This is a genomic window from Streptomyces sp. SM10 (assembly GCF_002910915.1).
Taxonomy (GTDB): domain Bacteria; phylum Actinomycetota; class Actinomycetes; order Streptomycetales; family Streptomycetaceae; genus Streptomyces.
The window spans coordinates 12,720-27,116 of sequence record NZ_NEUF01000101.1 but is presented as its reverse complement, the minus strand read 5'-3'; the positions used below and the strand labels follow the sequence as shown (position 1 = coordinate 27,116).

Here is a 14,397-nt window from a genome sequence, read left to right as displayed (position 1 = left end):
ACAATGAAGGCATGGACGACGAAGCGCCCGACCTCTCCCGGCTGCGGCCGGTGCTGCCCTCACCCCTGCAGCCGGCCGAGGACGAGCGCTTCGCGCGGCACGGCGTGACGCTGCTGCTCAAGCGCGACGACCTGATCCACCCGGACCTGCCGGGCAACAAGTGGCGCAAGCTCGCCCCCAATCTCCGGGCCGCCGCCGGCCGGACGGTGCTGACCTTCGGCGGAGCCTGGTCGAACCACCTGCGGGCCACGGCAGCCGCCGGACGCCTGCTCGGCTTCCCCACCATCGGCGTCGTACGGGGCGACGAGCTGGCCCACCGCCCGCTGAACCCCTCCCTCGCGCGGTGCGCGGCCGACGGCATGCGTCTGCACTTCGTGGACCGCCCGACCTACCGCGCGAAGACCTCTCCGGACGTCCTGGAAGGCCTGCTGAGCCTCTTCGGGGAGTGCGTGGTCGTCCCGGAGGGCGGCAGCAACGCGCTCGCCGCACAGGGCTGCACAGAGCTCGGCCGTGAGCTGCGCGGCCGGACCGGGACCGTGGCGGTCGCCTGCGGCACCGGCGGCACCCTGGCGGGGCTGGCCGCCGGGCTCGGCCGGGGGCAGTGCGCCCTGGGCGTGCCCGTCCTGCGGGGCGGCTTCCTCGGGGAGGCGGTCCGCGGTCTGCAGCGGGAGGCGTTCGGCGGCCCGGCCGGGGAGTGGTCGCTGGACGAACGCTTCCACTTCGGCGGGTACGCCCGCACGACACCGGAGCTGCACGCCTTCGCCGACGGCTTCGAGGACCGGCACGGCCTGCCCGTCGAACGGCTCTACGTGGCCAAACTCCTGTACGGGCTCACGGTGCTGGCCGGGGAGGGGGCTTTCGCCCCGGGGTCCACGGTCACCGCGGTCGTCACGGGACGCCCCGGACCGGCCGCGGACCACGGTCACCCGTCGTCCGACTCCCGGTAGGCGGCCGCCTCCTCCAGGTCCAGCCGCCGCAGCAGGGCCCGCAGCATCTCGTCGTCGATCCGCCGCTCGTCCCTCAGGTGCACGAAGACGTCGCGCTCGGCGGCGATCATGTCCCGCGCCAGCCTGCGGTAGGTGTCGTCCGCCGACTCGCCGGTGATCGGATTGGCCGCGCCGAGCCTCTCCCACACAGCGTTGCGGCGGCGTTCCATGACGGCGCGCAGCCGTTGGGTGAGGGGGTCGGGGAGTTCGTTGCGCGGGTCCTCCAGCAGGACCTCCAGGCGCGCGTCGGCCGCCGCGGACGCCTCGCTCTGCGCCTGCGCCTCGGCCAGCGTGTCGGCGCGCGCGCTGCGTTCGGGGAGCTTCAGCACGCGTACCAGGAGGGGCAGGCTGAGCCCTTGCACGACGAGGGTGCCGATGACCGTCGTGAAGGTCAGGAACAGCACCAGGTTGCGCGCGGGGAAGTCCTCCCCGTCGTGCATGGCCACGGGGATGGAGAAGGCGATGGCCAGGGAGACGACGCCCCTCATCCCTGCCCAGCCGACGATCAGGGTCGAGTTCCACGCGGGCGTCCCCTCGCGTTCCCTGATCCGCCTGGAGAGCCGCGGCGGCAGATAGGTCGCCGGGTACACCCAGACGAAGCGCACCACGACGACGGCGACGAACACGAGGACGGCGTAGCCGAGGGCCTCGGCCACACCGTACGAACCCAGCCCCCTGAGCACGAAGGGCAGCTGCAGCCCGATCAGCGCGAAGACCGCGGACTCCAGGACGAAGGCGACCATCTTCCAGACAGCCGCCTCCTGGAGGCGCGTCGCGAAGTCGACCTGCCAGGAACGGTGCCCGAGGTAGAGGGCGACGACGACGACGGCGAGCACCCCGGAGGCGTGCACCCGTTCCGCCGCCGCGTAGGCGACGAAGGGGATCAGCAGCGACAGGGTGTTCTGGAGCAGGGCCTCCTTGAGGTGCGTCCGCAGCCAGTGCAGCGGCACCATCAGCAGCAGGCCGACGGCGATCCCGCCGACCGACGCCAGGAGGAACTCGCCGATCCCGGCGCCCCAGCTCATGCCCTCGCCGACGGCCGCGGCGACGGCCACCTTGAAGGCGGTGATCGCGGTGGCGTCGTTCACCAGGGACTCGCCCTGGAGGATCGTGGTCACCCGTCCGGGCAGGCCGACCCTGCGGGCGATCGCGGCGGCCGTGACGGCGTCCGGAGGGGCGACGACCGCGCCGAGCACCAGGGCTGCGGTGAGCGGCAGATCCGGCACCAGCAGGTAGGCGAGCCAGCCCACGGCGACGGTGGCGAAGAGCACGTACCCGACGGAGAGCAGGGCGACCGGCCGCGCATTGGCCCGCAGATCGAGGTAGGAGCTGTCGACCGCCGCCGTGTAGAGCAACGGCGGGAGCAGCAGGGGCAGCACGACGTGCGCGTCGAGCGTGTAGGTCGGCACCCCCGGCAGGTACGAGGCCAGCAGGCCGGCGGCGACCAGCAGCAGCGGCGCGGGGACGGGGGTCCGGCGGGCCGCCCCCGCCACCGCCGCGCTGACCGCGATGAGCGCCACCAGCGGCAATGCGTCCATCTCACTGTCCTCACATCCGACGTAACGTGGCCATCATGAGTGAGTGCCTCCACGTATCCGAACTGCCGCGCCCCGAGCCCGCCCCGCTCGACGACACCTGCCCGGAGTGTCTGGTGGCGGGCACCCATCCCGTGCAGCTGCGTCTCTGCCTCGTCTGCGGGCACGTGGGCTGCTGCGATTCCTCGCCCCTGAAGCACGCCACCGCGCACTTCGAGGCGACCGGACACCCGGTGATGCGCAGCTTCGAATATGCGGAGAGCTGGCGCTGGTGCTTCGTGGACGGTTCGATCGTCTGACGTCTGGGTACGTCAAACCGGCGCCGGTTCTTCGCAATTGACCGCCGCAGACCCCTAGCCACTGTGTGTACTCATGTGCCTACCATGAGTAACTATGAGGTTGCGGTCTCGGCGACACGGCATCATGGGTCGCGACAGCGTCGCCGAGCCACAGGACCGACGACGGACCGCACGGCCCCGGGCACTCGTCCCGGAGCCTCGAACGAGTTTGTGCCACCTTGGAGGTGAGGGTGTCCCAGATCGCAGGCGAGCCCGGGAACCAGGACTTCGTAGAGGTCCGGCTGCCCGCTGCGGGTGCCTACCTGTCCGTGCTGCGTACGGCCACGGCCGGCCTGGCAGCACGCTTGGACTTCACTCTCGACGAGATCGAGGATCTCCGCATCGCGGTCGACGAGGCCTGCGCGATCCTGCTCCAGCAGGCCGTGCCCGGCTCCGTCCTCAGCTGCGTGTTCCGCCTCGTCGGTGATTCCCTCGAGGTGACCGTCTCGGCCCCCACGACGGACGGCCGCGCACCGGAACGCGACACCTTCGCCTGGACGGTGCTCTCCGCACTGGCCGGCAAGGTCGAGTCCACGGTCGCCGACGACCGTACGGTCAGCATCAGCCTCTACAAACAGCGCGGCGCGGGACCCGGGCCGGCGTGAGCGACGGGAACGGGGACGGTCCTGTGCGGGACGAGACGATCCGGTCGGGGGCGGCGCGCCCGGCAGCCCTCCCGGAGCAGCAGGCCCGGCCGCATCCGGAGGGCGGGGCGGACGGTGCGGACGGGACGCAGGGCCACCCGGTCGCGGTGGAGCAGTCGCAGGCGGAGCGGGCGGGCCAGATGAGCGAGCACGGGCACCACGATCCACACGACCGCAGCGGGGCGCGGGCGCTCTTCATCGAGCTCCGGGAGCTTCCCGACGGCTCGGCGGAGAAGGCCGAGCTGCGCAACCGGCTGGTGCGGATGCACCTGCCGCTCGTGGAGCACCTGGCCCGCAGGTTCCGCAACCGCGGGGAGCCGCTGGACGACCTGACCCAGGTCGCCACGATCGGCCTGATCAAGTCGGTGGACCGGTTCGACCCGGACCGCGGCGTCGAGTTCTCGACGTACGCGACCCCCACGGTCGTCGGCGAGATCAAGCGCCATTTCCGGGACAAGGGCTGGGCGGTCCGTGTGCCCCGGCGCCTTCAGGAGCTGCGGCTGTCGCTGACCACGGCCACCGCCGAGCTCTCCCAGCAGCACGGCCGCTCCCCCACCGTGCACGAGCTGGCGGAGCGACTGGGCATCTCCGAGGAGGAGGTCCTGGAGGGGCTGGAATCGGCCAATGCCTACAGCACGCTCTCGCTGGACGTCCCCGACACCGACGACGAGTCGCCGGCGGTCGCGGACACCCTGGGCTCCGAGGACGAGGCGCTGGAGGGCGTCGAGTACCGGGAGTCGCTCAAGCCGCTGCTGGAGGACCTCCCGCCACGCGAGAAGCGGATCCTCCTGCTGCGCTTCTTCGGCAACATGACCCAGTCACAGATCGCCCAGGAGGTCGGCATCTCCCAGATGCACGTCTCCCGGCTCCTGGCCCGCACGCTGGCCCAGCTGCGGGAGCGGCTGCTCGTCGAGGAGTAGCGCCCGGGGGTCCTGCCGTAAGCGGGCGTCAGGCGTCGGGAGTCGTCCGCGGCCCCCGGATACCCAGTGCCTTCGTGGTCGCCGGGTTGAGCACCAGCACGAGCGCCGTCACGGCGACGGCGGCGAGGAAAATGCCCGCGGGGATCAGCGCGCCCTGGGCCCGCAGCAGCGTCCAGGCCACCGGCAGGGCCATGAGCTGGGTGATGAGTGCCGGGCCCCGGCTCCAGCTGCGCCGCCGCAGCAGCCCGCGGGCGGCGAACAGCGGGATCAGACCGAGTGCCACCAGCGTGAGTCCGCCCATCTCGGCCTGCTGGATGCTGTCGGGGCTTCCGAACAGGCCGACGGCCAGCATGTAGATCCCGCCGACGGCGAGCGCCGCGCCTTCGAGGGCGTTGAGTGCGGCCAGGGCGGCGATCCGGGCGGGCTTCTCCGGGCCGGCCGAGGGCGACGGGGAGGGCGTGTTCTGCTGAGTGCTCACGCCCTTCAGATTCGCATCCCGCCCCGCCGATCGCGAAGCCGGGGCCGCGGCGGACCCACCGCGGGGAGCGGTCACTCCCCGTGACCGGCCGTGGACCCGGTGGATCAGGACTTCAGGGGCGTTCCGCGCGGTAGGTACTCTGGCGGGCATGCGCGCACTCCTCGTGGTCAACCCAGCTGCCACCACTACCAGCGCGCGGACCCGCGACGTGCTGATCCACGCCCTGGCGAGCGAGATGAAGATCGAGGCCGTGACCACGGAGTACCGCGGTCACGCCCGGGACCTGGGGCGACGGGCCGCCGACTCCGACGACATCGATCTGGTGGTCGCCCTCGGGGGTGACGGCACGGTCAACGAGGTGGTCAACGGACTGCTGCACAACGGTCCCGATCCCGAGGGGCTGCCGAGCCTCGCCGTGGTCCCCGGCGGTTCCACCAACGTCTTCGCCCGGGCCCTCGGCATCCCCAACGACGCCGTCGAGGCGACGGGCGCCATCCTGGACGCCCTCGCCGACCGCAGTGAGCGCACGGTGGGTCTGGGTCTCGCGGCCGGCACCCCGGGCACGGCGGACGAGGCCGTCCCGGGACGCTGGTTCACCTTCTGCGCGGGGCTCGGCTTCGACGCCGGCGTCATCGGCCGTGTCGAACAGAAGCGCGAGCGGGGCAAGCGGTCGACCCATGCGCTGTACGTGCGCCAGGTGCTCCGGCAGTTCATGGACGATCCGCACCGGCGCAACGGCCTCATCACCCTCGACGTCCCCGGCCAGGACCCGGTCACCGACCTCGCACTGTCGATAATCTGCAACACCGCACCCTGGACCTACCTGGGGAACCGTCCCATATACGCCTCCCCGAAGGCCTCCTTCGACAGCGCCCTGGACATCCTCGCGCTCAAGCGGCTCTCGACCCCCGCCGTGACCCGGTACGCCACCCAGCTGCTCACTTCGACCCCCGAGAAGGGCCCACACGGCAAGCACGCCGTCTCCATGCACGACCTCACGGACTTCACCTTGCATTCAAAGGCTCCACTACCCTTCCAGATGGACGGTGACCACCTGGGGCTGCGTACGAGCGTGACGTTCACAGGCGTACGCCGTGCACTGCGTGTGATTGTGTGAGTGGAAGGGGCGAAAGTCCTTTAACTCGAACGTTTGGGCTGGCCCCCACCCCTTAGAAGTACGGCTGTGACCTAGTCGACACCGAGGAATCAAAAAAAACTTTCCAGAAGGGGTTGTATCCGCCGCCGAGGTTTGCGAATCTCTACATGGCGATCGGGACGGCCCGCAACATCGGCCTCCACTGAGAGCCAGAACCCCTCCTCACCACAACAGGACCACAACCAGTTCATCTGGGCGTCGGACCTTCGTCTGCGGGGGGATTCGTGAAAGCGTTCACATTCACAAGCATCAGCATGTAATACCAAGGAGAGGTAGCAGCCATGGACTGGCGTCACAACGCCGTTTGTCGTGAGGAAGACCCGGAGCTGTTCTTCCCCATCGGCAACACCGGTCCTGCGCTGCTGCAGATCGAGGAAGCCAAGGCCGTCTGCCGTCGCTGCCCCGTCATGGAGCAGTGCCTGCAGTGGGCGCTCGAGTCCGGCCAGGACTCCGGCGTCTGGGGTGGCCTCAGCGAGGACGAGCGCCGCGCAATGAAGCGCCGCGCCGCTCGCAACCGGGCGCGTAACGCCAGCGCCTGACCGACGCCCCCGCACGACGAGCCTCAGCCAGGCGGCGCGTACGGAGCGTACGCACAGCCCCGCCTTCGAGTCGCAGCGCGCAGTACCCCCCGAAGCGCATCGCACCGTGAGCACCACGCAGTGGGCCCGGACCGTCACCACGGTCCGGGCCCACTGCGCTGTGTGCGCACCGACCCGTGGCCGGTCCCGCTACCGCTACTTGTCGTTCTGCACGGGGATGTCCAGCACCACCTGCGTGCCCCGCTCGGGGGCGGGAACCATGCCGAAGCTCCCGCTCAACTCGCCCTCCACCAGGGTCCGCACGATCTGGAGTCCCAGATTGCCGGCCCGCTGGGGATCGAACCCCTCGGGCAGCCCGCGCCCGTCGTCCGTCACGGTGATCAGCAGCCGCCCCTCGGCCGGCGAGCCCCCGCGCACCGCGGCCACCTCGACGGTGCCGTGTTCGGCGACGGTGAACGCGTGCTCCAGGGCGTTCTGCAGCACTTCGGTGAGCACCATCGAGAGCGGAGTGGCGACCTCCGCGTCGAGGACCCCGAAGCGCCCGGTGCGGCGGCAGGTGACCTTCCCGGGCGAGATCTCGGCGACCATCGCGATCACCCGGTCGGCGATCTCGTCGAACTCGACCCGCTCGTCCAGATTCTGGGACAGCGTCTCATGGACGATGGCGATCGAACCGACGCGCCGTACCGCCTCGTTGAGGGCCTCGCGGCCCCGCTCCGAATCCATCCGGCGCGCCTGGAGGCGCAACAGGGCGGCCACCGTCTGGAGGTTGTTCTTCACCCGGTGGTGGATCTCCCGGATGGTGGCGTCCTTCGTGATCAGTTCCCGCTCGCGGCGGCGCAGTTCCGTGACGTCCCGGAGCAGCACCAGCGAACCGATGCGCACCCCCTTGGGCTTGAGGGGAATCGCGCGCAGCTGGATGACCCCGCCCGCGCCCTCGACCTCGAACTCCCGCGGGGCGTACCCGCTCGCCACCTTGACGAGCGCCTCGTCCACCGGGCCGCGCGACGGGGCGAGTTCGGCGGTCGTCGCGCCGAGGTTGTGGCCGACGAGGTCCGAGGCGAGACCGAGGCGGTGGTAGGCGGAGAGGCCGTTGGGACTGGCGTACTGCACGACACCGTCGGCGTCGAGCCTGATCAGACCGTCACCCACGCGCGGCGACGCGTCCATGTCGACCTGCTGGCCGGGGAACGGGAAGGACCCGGCGGCGATCATCTGGGCCAGGTCGGAGGCGGACTGGAGATAGGTGAGCTCAAGCCGGGACGGCGTACGCACGGTGAGGAGGTTGGTGTTCCTGGCGATGACGCCGAGGATCCGGCCCTCCCTCCGCACGGGGATCGACTCGACCCGGACGGGCACCTCCTCCCGCCACTCCGGGTCCCCCTCGCGCACGATGCGGCCCTCGTCCAGGGCGGCGTCCAGCAGCGGCCTGCGGCCACGCGGCACGAGGTGGCCGACCATGTCGTCCTGGTAGGAGGTCGGGCCGGTGTTGGGCCGCATCTGCGCCACGGAGACATAGCGGGTCCCGTCGCGGGTGGGCACCCACAGGACGAGGTCGGCGAAGGACAGGTCGGAGAGCAGCTGCCACTCCGAGACCAGCAGATGGAGCCACTCGAGGTCGGTGTCACTCAGGGCTGTGTGCTGGCGGACCAGATCGTTCATGGAGGGCACACGTGCGAGCGTACCTGTGGAGAAGGAGAGGTTCCGAACCGATCGGCCCGCCGATGCGTGACACTGTGAGGGGGCGGTCCCGCACGGGAGAATGTCCGCACCGATGGATGGACACGGCCTAATGGTCTAGTCCACAATGCACCACGTAGGGGCTCGACGGTCAGGACCCGCCCCCTGCGCGACAGACCTCCGCTCTCCCCGCACAGGAGGGCGGACCGAGGTATTCGGCGCTCTCTGCCCTGACTGCGCCGGTGCCTCCAGTGGCCGGAGGCACCGCACACCGCCGGCCAGGTAGCTCCGGGCTGCGGTGCCGGACGGGCTGAGGGTCCCGTCCCGGCGCCGCGGCCCGCGGGTGTTTCCGGGGCGCACCCCCTTGCGGACGCGGCCGTCCGCCGACAGGGCGACAAGCAGTGGCGCACCCACGGACGGTTCACCTCCGGACCGCCTCGTTCTGCTAGATTGGGCTCATAGATTGGTCTATACCACATGACGCCACTCTCCAGATCGGCAGGCACAGCGTGGAAGTTGTCATCGTCCCGGACGCCACGGCAGGCGGCGAACTCATCGCGGAGGCCGTCCGAGCCCTGCTGAGCCGCAAGCCCGATGCCCTGATCGGCGTTGCCACCGGCTCGACCCCGCTGCCCATCTACCAGGCCCTGGCGGCGAAGGTGCGTTCCGGCGCCGTCGACGCCTCGCGCGCCCGCATCTGCCAGCTCGACGAGTACGTCGGACTGCCCGCGGGCCACCCCGAGTCCTACCGGTCGGTCGTACTGCGCGAGGTCATCGAACCGCTCGGCCTGTCCGAGAAGTCCTTCATGGGCCCGGACGGAGCCGCCGAGGACGTACAGGCCGCCTGCCAGGCGTACGACGCCGCGCTCGCCGAGGCCGGCGGAGTGGACCTCCAACTGCTCGGCATCGGCACCGACGGACACATCGGCTTCAACGAGCCGTGCTCCTCGCTCGCCTCCCGCACCCGCATCAAGACGCTGACCGAGCAGACGCGGATCGACAACGCGCGCTTCTTCGAGGACGACATCGAGCAGGTGCCCCACCACGTCATCACCCAGGGCATCGGCACGATCCTGGAGGCCCGTCACCCGATCCTGCTCGCCACCGGCGAGGGCAAGGCGGAGGCGGTGGCACGGACCGTCGAGGGCCCGGTCGCCTCGATCGTGCCGGCGTCGGCGCTCCAGCTTCACCCGCACGCCACGGTCGTGGTCGACGAGGCGGCCGCGTCGAAGCTGACGCTGGCGGACTACTTCCGCGCCACCTACGCGGCGAAGCCGCAGTGGCAGGGCCTGTAGAGCCTGCCGTACGCGTGAGGGCCGGACCACCTCGGAGGTGGTCCGGCCCTCACGCGTTGCGGGACGGCCCCTGGGGGCTCAGGAACCCGTGCCCGTGATCGCCTCCGCCGCCGCGGCCCCGCACACGCGGGCGGCGCCGTACGTGGCGATGTGCAGCGCACCCCGGGGAGGCGCCACGGGCAGGCCCATCTCGACCACGACCGTGTCGGGGCGGGCCGCCAGCACCGCGTCCAGCGCCTCGCCCATCCACGCGTGGCGGTGGACGTCGCGGACGACGGCGACGATGCGCCGCTCCCCCGCCGCCTCCAGCACCTCCGCGGCCACCGACGGGCTCCCGGCGCCGTACGTGCCCGTCTCCGTGCCGGGCAGAATCCGCGACAGCTCGGCCGCCACACCCCACGGGGTCTCGTCGCCCACCGCGATGTTGGCGACCGGCGTGAACGCAGCGACGTAGGCCGGCTCACGGAGCGGTGCGGCGGTCCCCGTGACCGTCACGGCCCGGCGGGCCGCGACCAGTCCGATTCCGGCTCCGGCGCCGGGCGCGGTCCCCTCCTGCATGTCCGCGCCCGGCTCCGGGGCAGCCCCCCTGACCCTCTGCGTCCAGGACGCGAGGGCCCGTACACGTGCGGCCGCGTCGGCCAGCCGCTCCTCGGGCAGTTCACCGCTGCGCACCGCCGCCACCAGCGCGTCACGCAGCCGCAGCACGGTGTCCTCGTCGGCCAGCCCGCCGCCGACGCAGATGGCGTCGGCGCCCGCGGCGATCGCGAGGACCGATCCGCGCTCGATGCCGTACGTGCCGGCGATGGCGTCCATCTCCATGCCGTCGGTGACGATCAGCCCCTCGTAGCCCAGCTCCTGACGCAGCAGACCGGTGAGGATCTGCGGGCTCAGGGTCGCCGGACGGGTCGGGTCGAGTGCGGGAAGCAGGATATGGGCGCTCATCACCGATTTGGAACCCGCCGCGATGGCGGCCCGGAAAGGCACCAGCTCACGGGCGTGCAGGGTGTCCAGGTCCACATCGATGCGGGGCAGCGCGTGGTGCGAGTCGACCGCGGTGTCGCCGTGCCCGGGGAAGTGCTTGGTGCAGGCGGCGACACCGGCGGCCTGGAGCCCCTCCACGTACGCGGCGGTGTGCCGGGCGACGAGCGCGGTGTCGGCGCCGAAGGACCGTACGCCGATGACCGGGTTGTCCGGATTGGAGTTGACGTCCGCGGACGGCGCCCAGTTGAGGTTGACCCCGCAGTCGGCCAGCCGGCGGCCGAGGTCGCGGGCGACGGCCCTGGTGAGGTCCACGTCGTCGACGGCGCCGAGGGCGAGGTTGCCGGGGAAGGAGGAGCCGTTGCGGACCTCCAGCCGGGTCACGTCGCCGCCCTCCTCGTCGATCGCGACGAGGACGTCGTCCCGCTCGGCCCGCAGCCGTGCGGTGAGCGCGGCGAGCTGCTCGGGAGAGTGGATGTTCCGGCCGAACAGTCCGACGGAGGCCAGGCCTTCGCCGACCCTGCGCAGGAGCCAGTCGGGGGCGCTCGTGCCGGTGAAGCCCGGCTGGAGGACGGCGAGAGCGTCGCGGGTGACGGTGTCCGTGGTGGATACGAGGGTGGTCATGGGGCTGCGTTATCCCTTCACTGCGCCATCGGTCAGACCGCTGACGGCCTTGCGCTGCAGGAAGACGAAGAGGATGAGGATCGGGATGGCGAAGATCGACGAAGCCGCCATCGTGGCGCCCCAGTCGTCGCCGAACTGGCTCTGGAACTGGGACAGCCACAGGGGCAGGGTCTGGGACTCCGCGTCCTTGTTCAGCACCAGTACCAGCGGGAACTCGTTCCACGCCGTGATGAAGCCGAAGAGCGAGGTGGACATCAGACCGGGCGCCAACAGCGGCAGGATCACCTTCACGAAGGCCTGGGGGCGGGTGCAGCCGTCGACCATCGCGGACTCCTCCAGCTCCTTGGGCACCGCGGCGACGAAACCGCGCAGCGTCAGGAGGGTGAAGGGCAGCACCATGACCATGTAGAAGAGAGTCAGCGGGATCAGGCTGTTGAGCATGTCCGCGTCGCGGACGATGAAGTAGATCGCGATGATCATGACTTCCCAGGGGGCCATCTGGGCGATCATGAAGCCGATGATGAATCCGCGCCGCCCCTTGAAGCGCATCCGGGCGAGCGCGAAGGAACCCGCGAGCGCCAGGACGAGGGAGAACGTCACGGCCAGGATCGTGACGGTGAGCGAGTTCCGGACCAGGGTCCAGAAGTTGTCGGCGTCGACCGCGGTCCTGAAGTGGTCGAACGTGATGTTCGTCGGGAACCACACGGGGGTGTCGGCGACGATGTCCGGGGTCGGCTTGAAGGCCGTCGCGAACATCCAGTAGACGGGGAACACGAAGCCGACGACGAGCAGGAGGGCCGTCGCGTTGGGCCAGACGCGGCGGAACGTTGACGTGGCCGAGCGCTTCACTTCTCGTCCTCCTCTTGCTTGAAGACGATCCTCAGGTAGAACGAGGTCAGGGCCAGCAGGATCAGGATGGTGAGCATGGCGATGGCAGAGCCCATGCCGTAGTGCTGGTTGCCGATGCCCTCGATGTACGCGTACACGGGGAGGATCTCGGTGAGCCGGTTCGGGCCGCCCTGGTTGATGGCGAAGACCTGGACGAAGGCCTTGAAGACCCAGATGATCTCGAGGAACGTCGTGGCGAGGAGGAAGGGCTTCAGGAACGGCATGGTGACCGAGGTGAAGCTCTTCCACGCGTTGGCGCCGTCGAGCGCGGCGGCCTCGTAGAGCTCCTTGGGGATGGTCGTCGTGGCGGCGTAGAGGTTGATCGCGACGAACGGGATCGACTGCCAGACGATCAACAGAGTGATCACGAAGAAGGTGGAGAACTGGCCGCCGGTCCAGTTGTAGTCCGCCATGGAGTGGAACCCGACCTGGTCGAGCACCCAGTTGACGACACCGAACCTGGAGGCGAAGAGCCACTGGTAGACCGTGGTCGCCGCGATGATGGGCATCGCCCAGGCGAGAACCAGGCCGAGGAGCAGGGTGACCCGCATGCGCTTGCCGAGCCGGGCGAGCAGGAGTCCGACCAGGGTGCCGAACACCATGATCAGGATGACGTTGGTGCCGGCGAAGAGGATCGATCGGACGGTGACGTTCCAGAAGTCCGCGCTGCCGAGCACCTCCTTGTAGTTGTCGACCCCGTTCCACTCGGTGAGGTGCTGGATCAGCTGCCTCATGTTGAGGTTCTGGAACGACAACAGGGTGTTCTTGACCAGGGGCCATCCAAGGAACACCACGGTCGCGGCCACGGGCAGGAGCAGCAGCAGGTACGGGGCCAGCTCGGCGGGTCTGCCGCCTGCCCGGAATCTGCCCGGTCCGCGGGAACTGCCTGCCCGCTTCACTGCCTCCGTGGGCACGGAGGGCGGCCGTTCGGTCTGCACGGTCATGCTCGCCATCTCTTTCTCGGCACCATGGGACACAGCCGGGGGCGGGCTCCCTGATGGAGTCCGCCCCCGGCGTTTTCGGCCTTACTGCTTCTGCGCGAGGCGCTTGTTGAACTCCGCCTCGACCTGCTTGGCGGCCTCTTCGTTCGACTTGCCGTTCAGGACCGCCGTCATGAAGGTCTTGATCGGGTTCGGGGCGTTCTCGACCGCTGCCCACTCGGGGATCAGCGGCGTGGTGCCACCGACCTTGGAGGACGGTGCGGCGGCCTCGGCGACCGGGTTGCCGGTCAGGTTGGAGTTCAGCGACTCCTTGTTCGGGATGACGCCGTTCAGCTTGGCGAGCTGGCCCTCGTACTTGTCGGAGAGCGCCATCTTCAGGAACTCCTTGGCGAGCTCCTGCTTCGAGCTGCCCTCGGCGACCGCGAGGTTGGAGCCACCGAGGAAGACGCCCTCGGGCTTGTCGGCCGTCTCACCCGGAATGGTGAAGTAGCCGATCTCCTTCTCGATGTCCGGGTTGGCGGCGATCGCCGTACCGGCCTCCCAGCCCATGCCGATGAAGGCGCCGGTCTTGCCCTTGGCGAAGACGTCCGCCTGCTGCGGGGTCGCCTCGTCCTTGTCCTTGGGGGCCTTGGAGTAGTCCTGGTACTTCTTGTACAGGTCCATCGCCTCCCCGATCTTCGGGTCGGCGAGGTTGGAGACCCACTTGTCCCCGTCCTTCTTGACGAGCTCCGCACCCTTGCCGATGGTGAGGCCGTCGAAGAAGTACCAGTTCTGGCCGGGCAGGTAGAGCGGCTCGGCCTTGCCCTTGGCCTTGATCTTGTCGAGCGCGGCGAAGAACTCGTCACGGGTCTTCGGGGTCTCGGTGACACCCGCGTCGGCGAAGACCGACTTGTTGTAGAGGACCACACGGTTGGCGAAGTACCACGGGGCCGCGTACTGCTTGCCGTCGACGACGGAGGCCTTGTTCAGGTTGGCGGCCCAGTCGCCACCGATCTCCGACTTCAGGTCACCGAGGTCGGCGAGTCCGCCGGTCTTGGCGTACGCCGCGGTCTGGGTGTTGCCGATCTCGAAGACGTCCGGCGGGTTCTCCTCGGAGAGGGCGGTCGTCAGCTTCTGCTGGATACCGTTCCACTGCTGGACCTCGAACTTGACCTTCGCGCCGGTCTTCTTCTCGAACTCGGCGGTAAGATCCTTCTGCCACTGCTCCGGTGTCGAGCCGTCCATGGCCCAGACAGTCAAGGTCTGTCCCTTGTAGCTGTCCGGACCTGACTGCTTGCCGCTGTCGCTGCCGCCGTCGTCGGAGCCACATGCTGCGATGCTGACCATCATGCCCGCGACGCCGATCGCCGCGATGAGCTTGCGCTTCACGCCAAACCCTCCTCAGGGTGCTACAAC

General features: G+C 69.9%; 14 protein-coding genes. 7 read left to right on the top strand and 7 right to left on the bottom strand.

What is annotated here, in order from left to right; genetic code table 11:
• Nucleotides 1-11 precede the first annotated feature (11 nt).
• On the top strand, nucleotides 12-947 hold the full coding sequence (locus tag B9S57_RS15435) for a 1-aminocyclopropane-1-carboxylate deaminase/D-cysteine desulfhydrase (RefSeq protein WP_103516150.1): 936 nt from the start codon (nucleotides 12-14) through the stop codon (nucleotides 945-947).
• On the opposite strand, the gene B9S57_RS15430 is transcribed toward B9S57_RS15435, so the two are convergent.
• Nucleotides 923-2,524, bottom strand: a complete 1,602-nt coding sequence (locus B9S57_RS15430; protein ID WP_103516149.1) for a Na+/H+ antiporter — start codon at nucleotides 2,522-2,524, stop codon at nucleotides 923-925. The two genes, B9S57_RS15435 and B9S57_RS15430, sit on opposite strands and share 25 nt — an antisense overlap.
• Nucleotides 2,525-2,559: 35 nt before the next feature.
• On the opposite strand from B9S57_RS15430, the gene B9S57_RS15425 reads away from it, so the two are divergent.
• The 3 genes from B9S57_RS15425 (at nucleotide 2,560) to B9S57_RS15415 (ending at nucleotide 4,423) form a co-directional block, all read left to right on the top strand.
• The gene (locus B9S57_RS15425) at nucleotides 2,560-2,820 is read left to right on the top strand and encodes a UBP-type zinc finger domain-containing protein (RefSeq protein ID WP_103516148.1); all 261 of its coding nucleotides are present in this window, start codon (nucleotides 2,560-2,562) and stop codon (nucleotides 2,818-2,820) included.
• A gap of 230 nt (nucleotides 2,821-3,050) precedes the next feature.
• Complete coding sequence (locus B9S57_RS15420) at nucleotides 3,051-3,464, top strand: anti-sigma regulatory factor (RefSeq protein ID WP_033298218.1); 414 nt, start codon at nucleotides 3,051-3,053, stop codon at nucleotides 3,462-3,464.
• Entirely contained in the window at nucleotides 3,461-4,423 is a 963-nt protein-coding gene (locus B9S57_RS15415) for an RNA polymerase sigma factor SigF (protein ID WP_374935940.1), read from the top strand. The genes B9S57_RS15420 and B9S57_RS15415 overlap by 4 nt, the downstream gene beginning before the upstream one ends.
• A 28-nt stretch (nucleotides 4,424-4,451) precedes the next feature.
• Here B9S57_RS15415 and B9S57_RS15410 read toward each other — a convergent pair whose 3' ends face one another.
• Entirely contained in the window at nucleotides 4,452-4,901 is a 450-nt protein-coding gene (locus B9S57_RS15410; RefSeq protein WP_181011354.1) for a hypothetical protein, read from the bottom strand.
• 148 nt (nucleotides 4,902-5,049) lie between these two features.
• Between B9S57_RS15410 and B9S57_RS15405 the strand changes: the two genes are divergently transcribed.
• Together B9S57_RS15405 and B9S57_RS15400 are read left to right on the top strand one after the other, a co-directional pair.
• The gene (locus B9S57_RS15405) at nucleotides 5,050-6,018 is read left to right on the top strand and encodes a diacylglycerol kinase family protein (protein WP_103516147.1); all 969 of its coding nucleotides are present in this window, start codon (nucleotides 5,050-5,052) and stop codon (nucleotides 6,016-6,018) included.
• Between the two features lie 320 nt (nucleotides 6,019-6,338).
• Nucleotides 6,339-6,596 carry a WhiB family transcriptional regulator gene (locus tag B9S57_RS15400; protein WP_003953983.1) on the top strand — a complete coding sequence of 86 codons (258 nt, stop codon included), beginning with the start codon at nucleotides 6,339-6,341 and terminating at the stop codon, nucleotides 6,594-6,596.
• Between the two features lie 195 nt (nucleotides 6,597-6,791).
• On the opposite strand, the gene B9S57_RS15395 is transcribed toward B9S57_RS15400, so the two are convergent.
• Nucleotides 6,792-8,258, bottom strand: a complete 1,467-nt coding sequence (locus tag B9S57_RS15395) for a sensor histidine kinase (protein WP_103516198.1) — start codon at nucleotides 8,256-8,258, stop codon at nucleotides 6,792-6,794.
• A 527-nt stretch (nucleotides 8,259-8,785) separates the two neighbouring features.
• Here B9S57_RS15395 and nagB point away from each other — a divergent pair.
• Entirely contained in the window at nucleotides 8,786-9,571 is a 786-nt protein-coding gene (gene nagB, locus B9S57_RS15390; RefSeq protein ID WP_103516146.1) for a glucosamine-6-phosphate deaminase, read from the top strand.
• A 78-nt stretch (nucleotides 9,572-9,649) separates the two neighbouring features.
• Here the strand turns inward: nagB and B9S57_RS15385 are convergent, their stop codons facing one another.
• The 4 genes from B9S57_RS15385 to B9S57_RS15370 form a co-directional block, all read right to left on the bottom strand.
• Entirely contained in the window at nucleotides 9,650-11,173 is a 1,524-nt protein-coding gene (locus tag B9S57_RS15385) for a glycoside hydrolase family 3 protein (RefSeq protein WP_103516145.1), read from the bottom strand.
• A gap of 9 nt (nucleotides 11,174-11,182) precedes the next feature.
• Nucleotides 11,183-12,022: a carbohydrate ABC transporter permease gene (locus tag B9S57_RS15380; protein ID WP_103516144.1), complete on the bottom strand. Its 840-nt coding sequence runs from the start codon at nucleotides 12,020-12,022 to the stop codon at nucleotides 11,183-11,185.
• Entirely contained in the window at nucleotides 12,019-13,005 is a 987-nt protein-coding gene (locus B9S57_RS15375) for a carbohydrate ABC transporter permease (RefSeq protein WP_103516197.1), read from the bottom strand. The genes B9S57_RS15380 and B9S57_RS15375 overlap by 4 nt, the downstream gene beginning before the upstream one ends.
• An 81-nt stretch (nucleotides 13,006-13,086) precedes the next feature.
• Nucleotides 13,087-14,370 (bottom strand): extracellular solute-binding protein, encoded by a 1,284-nt coding sequence (locus B9S57_RS15370; RefSeq protein WP_103516143.1) that lies wholly within the window; start codon nucleotides 14,368-14,370, stop codon nucleotides 13,087-13,089.
• Nucleotides 14,371-14,397: the final 27 nt, after the last annotated feature.

Coding starts and splice junctions, on each gene's coding strand:
- B9S57_RS15385 (WP_103516145.1), bottom strand. CDS start 11,173: ATGACCACCCTCGTATCCACCACGGACACCGTCACCCGCGACGCTCTC.
- B9S57_RS15435 (WP_103516150.1), top strand. CDS start 12: ATGGACGACGAAGCGCCCGACCTCTCCCGGCTGCGGCCGGTGCTGCCC.
- B9S57_RS15425 (WP_103516148.1), top strand. CDS start 2,560: ATGAGTGAGTGCCTCCACGTATCCGAACTGCCGCGCCCCGAGCCCGCC.
- B9S57_RS15400 (WP_003953983.1), top strand. CDS start 6,339: ATGGACTGGCGTCACAACGCCGTTTGTCGTGAGGAAGACCCGGAGCTG.
- B9S57_RS15375 (WP_103516197.1), bottom strand. CDS start 13,005: ATGACCGTGCAGACCGAACGGCCGCCCTCCGTGCCCACGGAGGCAGTG.
- B9S57_RS15405 (WP_103516147.1), top strand. CDS start 5,050: ATGCGCGCACTCCTCGTGGTCAACCCAGCTGCCACCACTACCAGCGCG.
- B9S57_RS15395 (WP_103516198.1), bottom strand. CDS start 8,258: ATGAACGATCTGGTCCGCCAGCACACAGCCCTGAGTGACACCGACCTC.
- B9S57_RS15430 (WP_103516149.1), bottom strand. CDS start 2,524: ATGGACGCATTGCCGCTGGTGGCGCTCATCGCGGTCAGCGCGGCGGTG.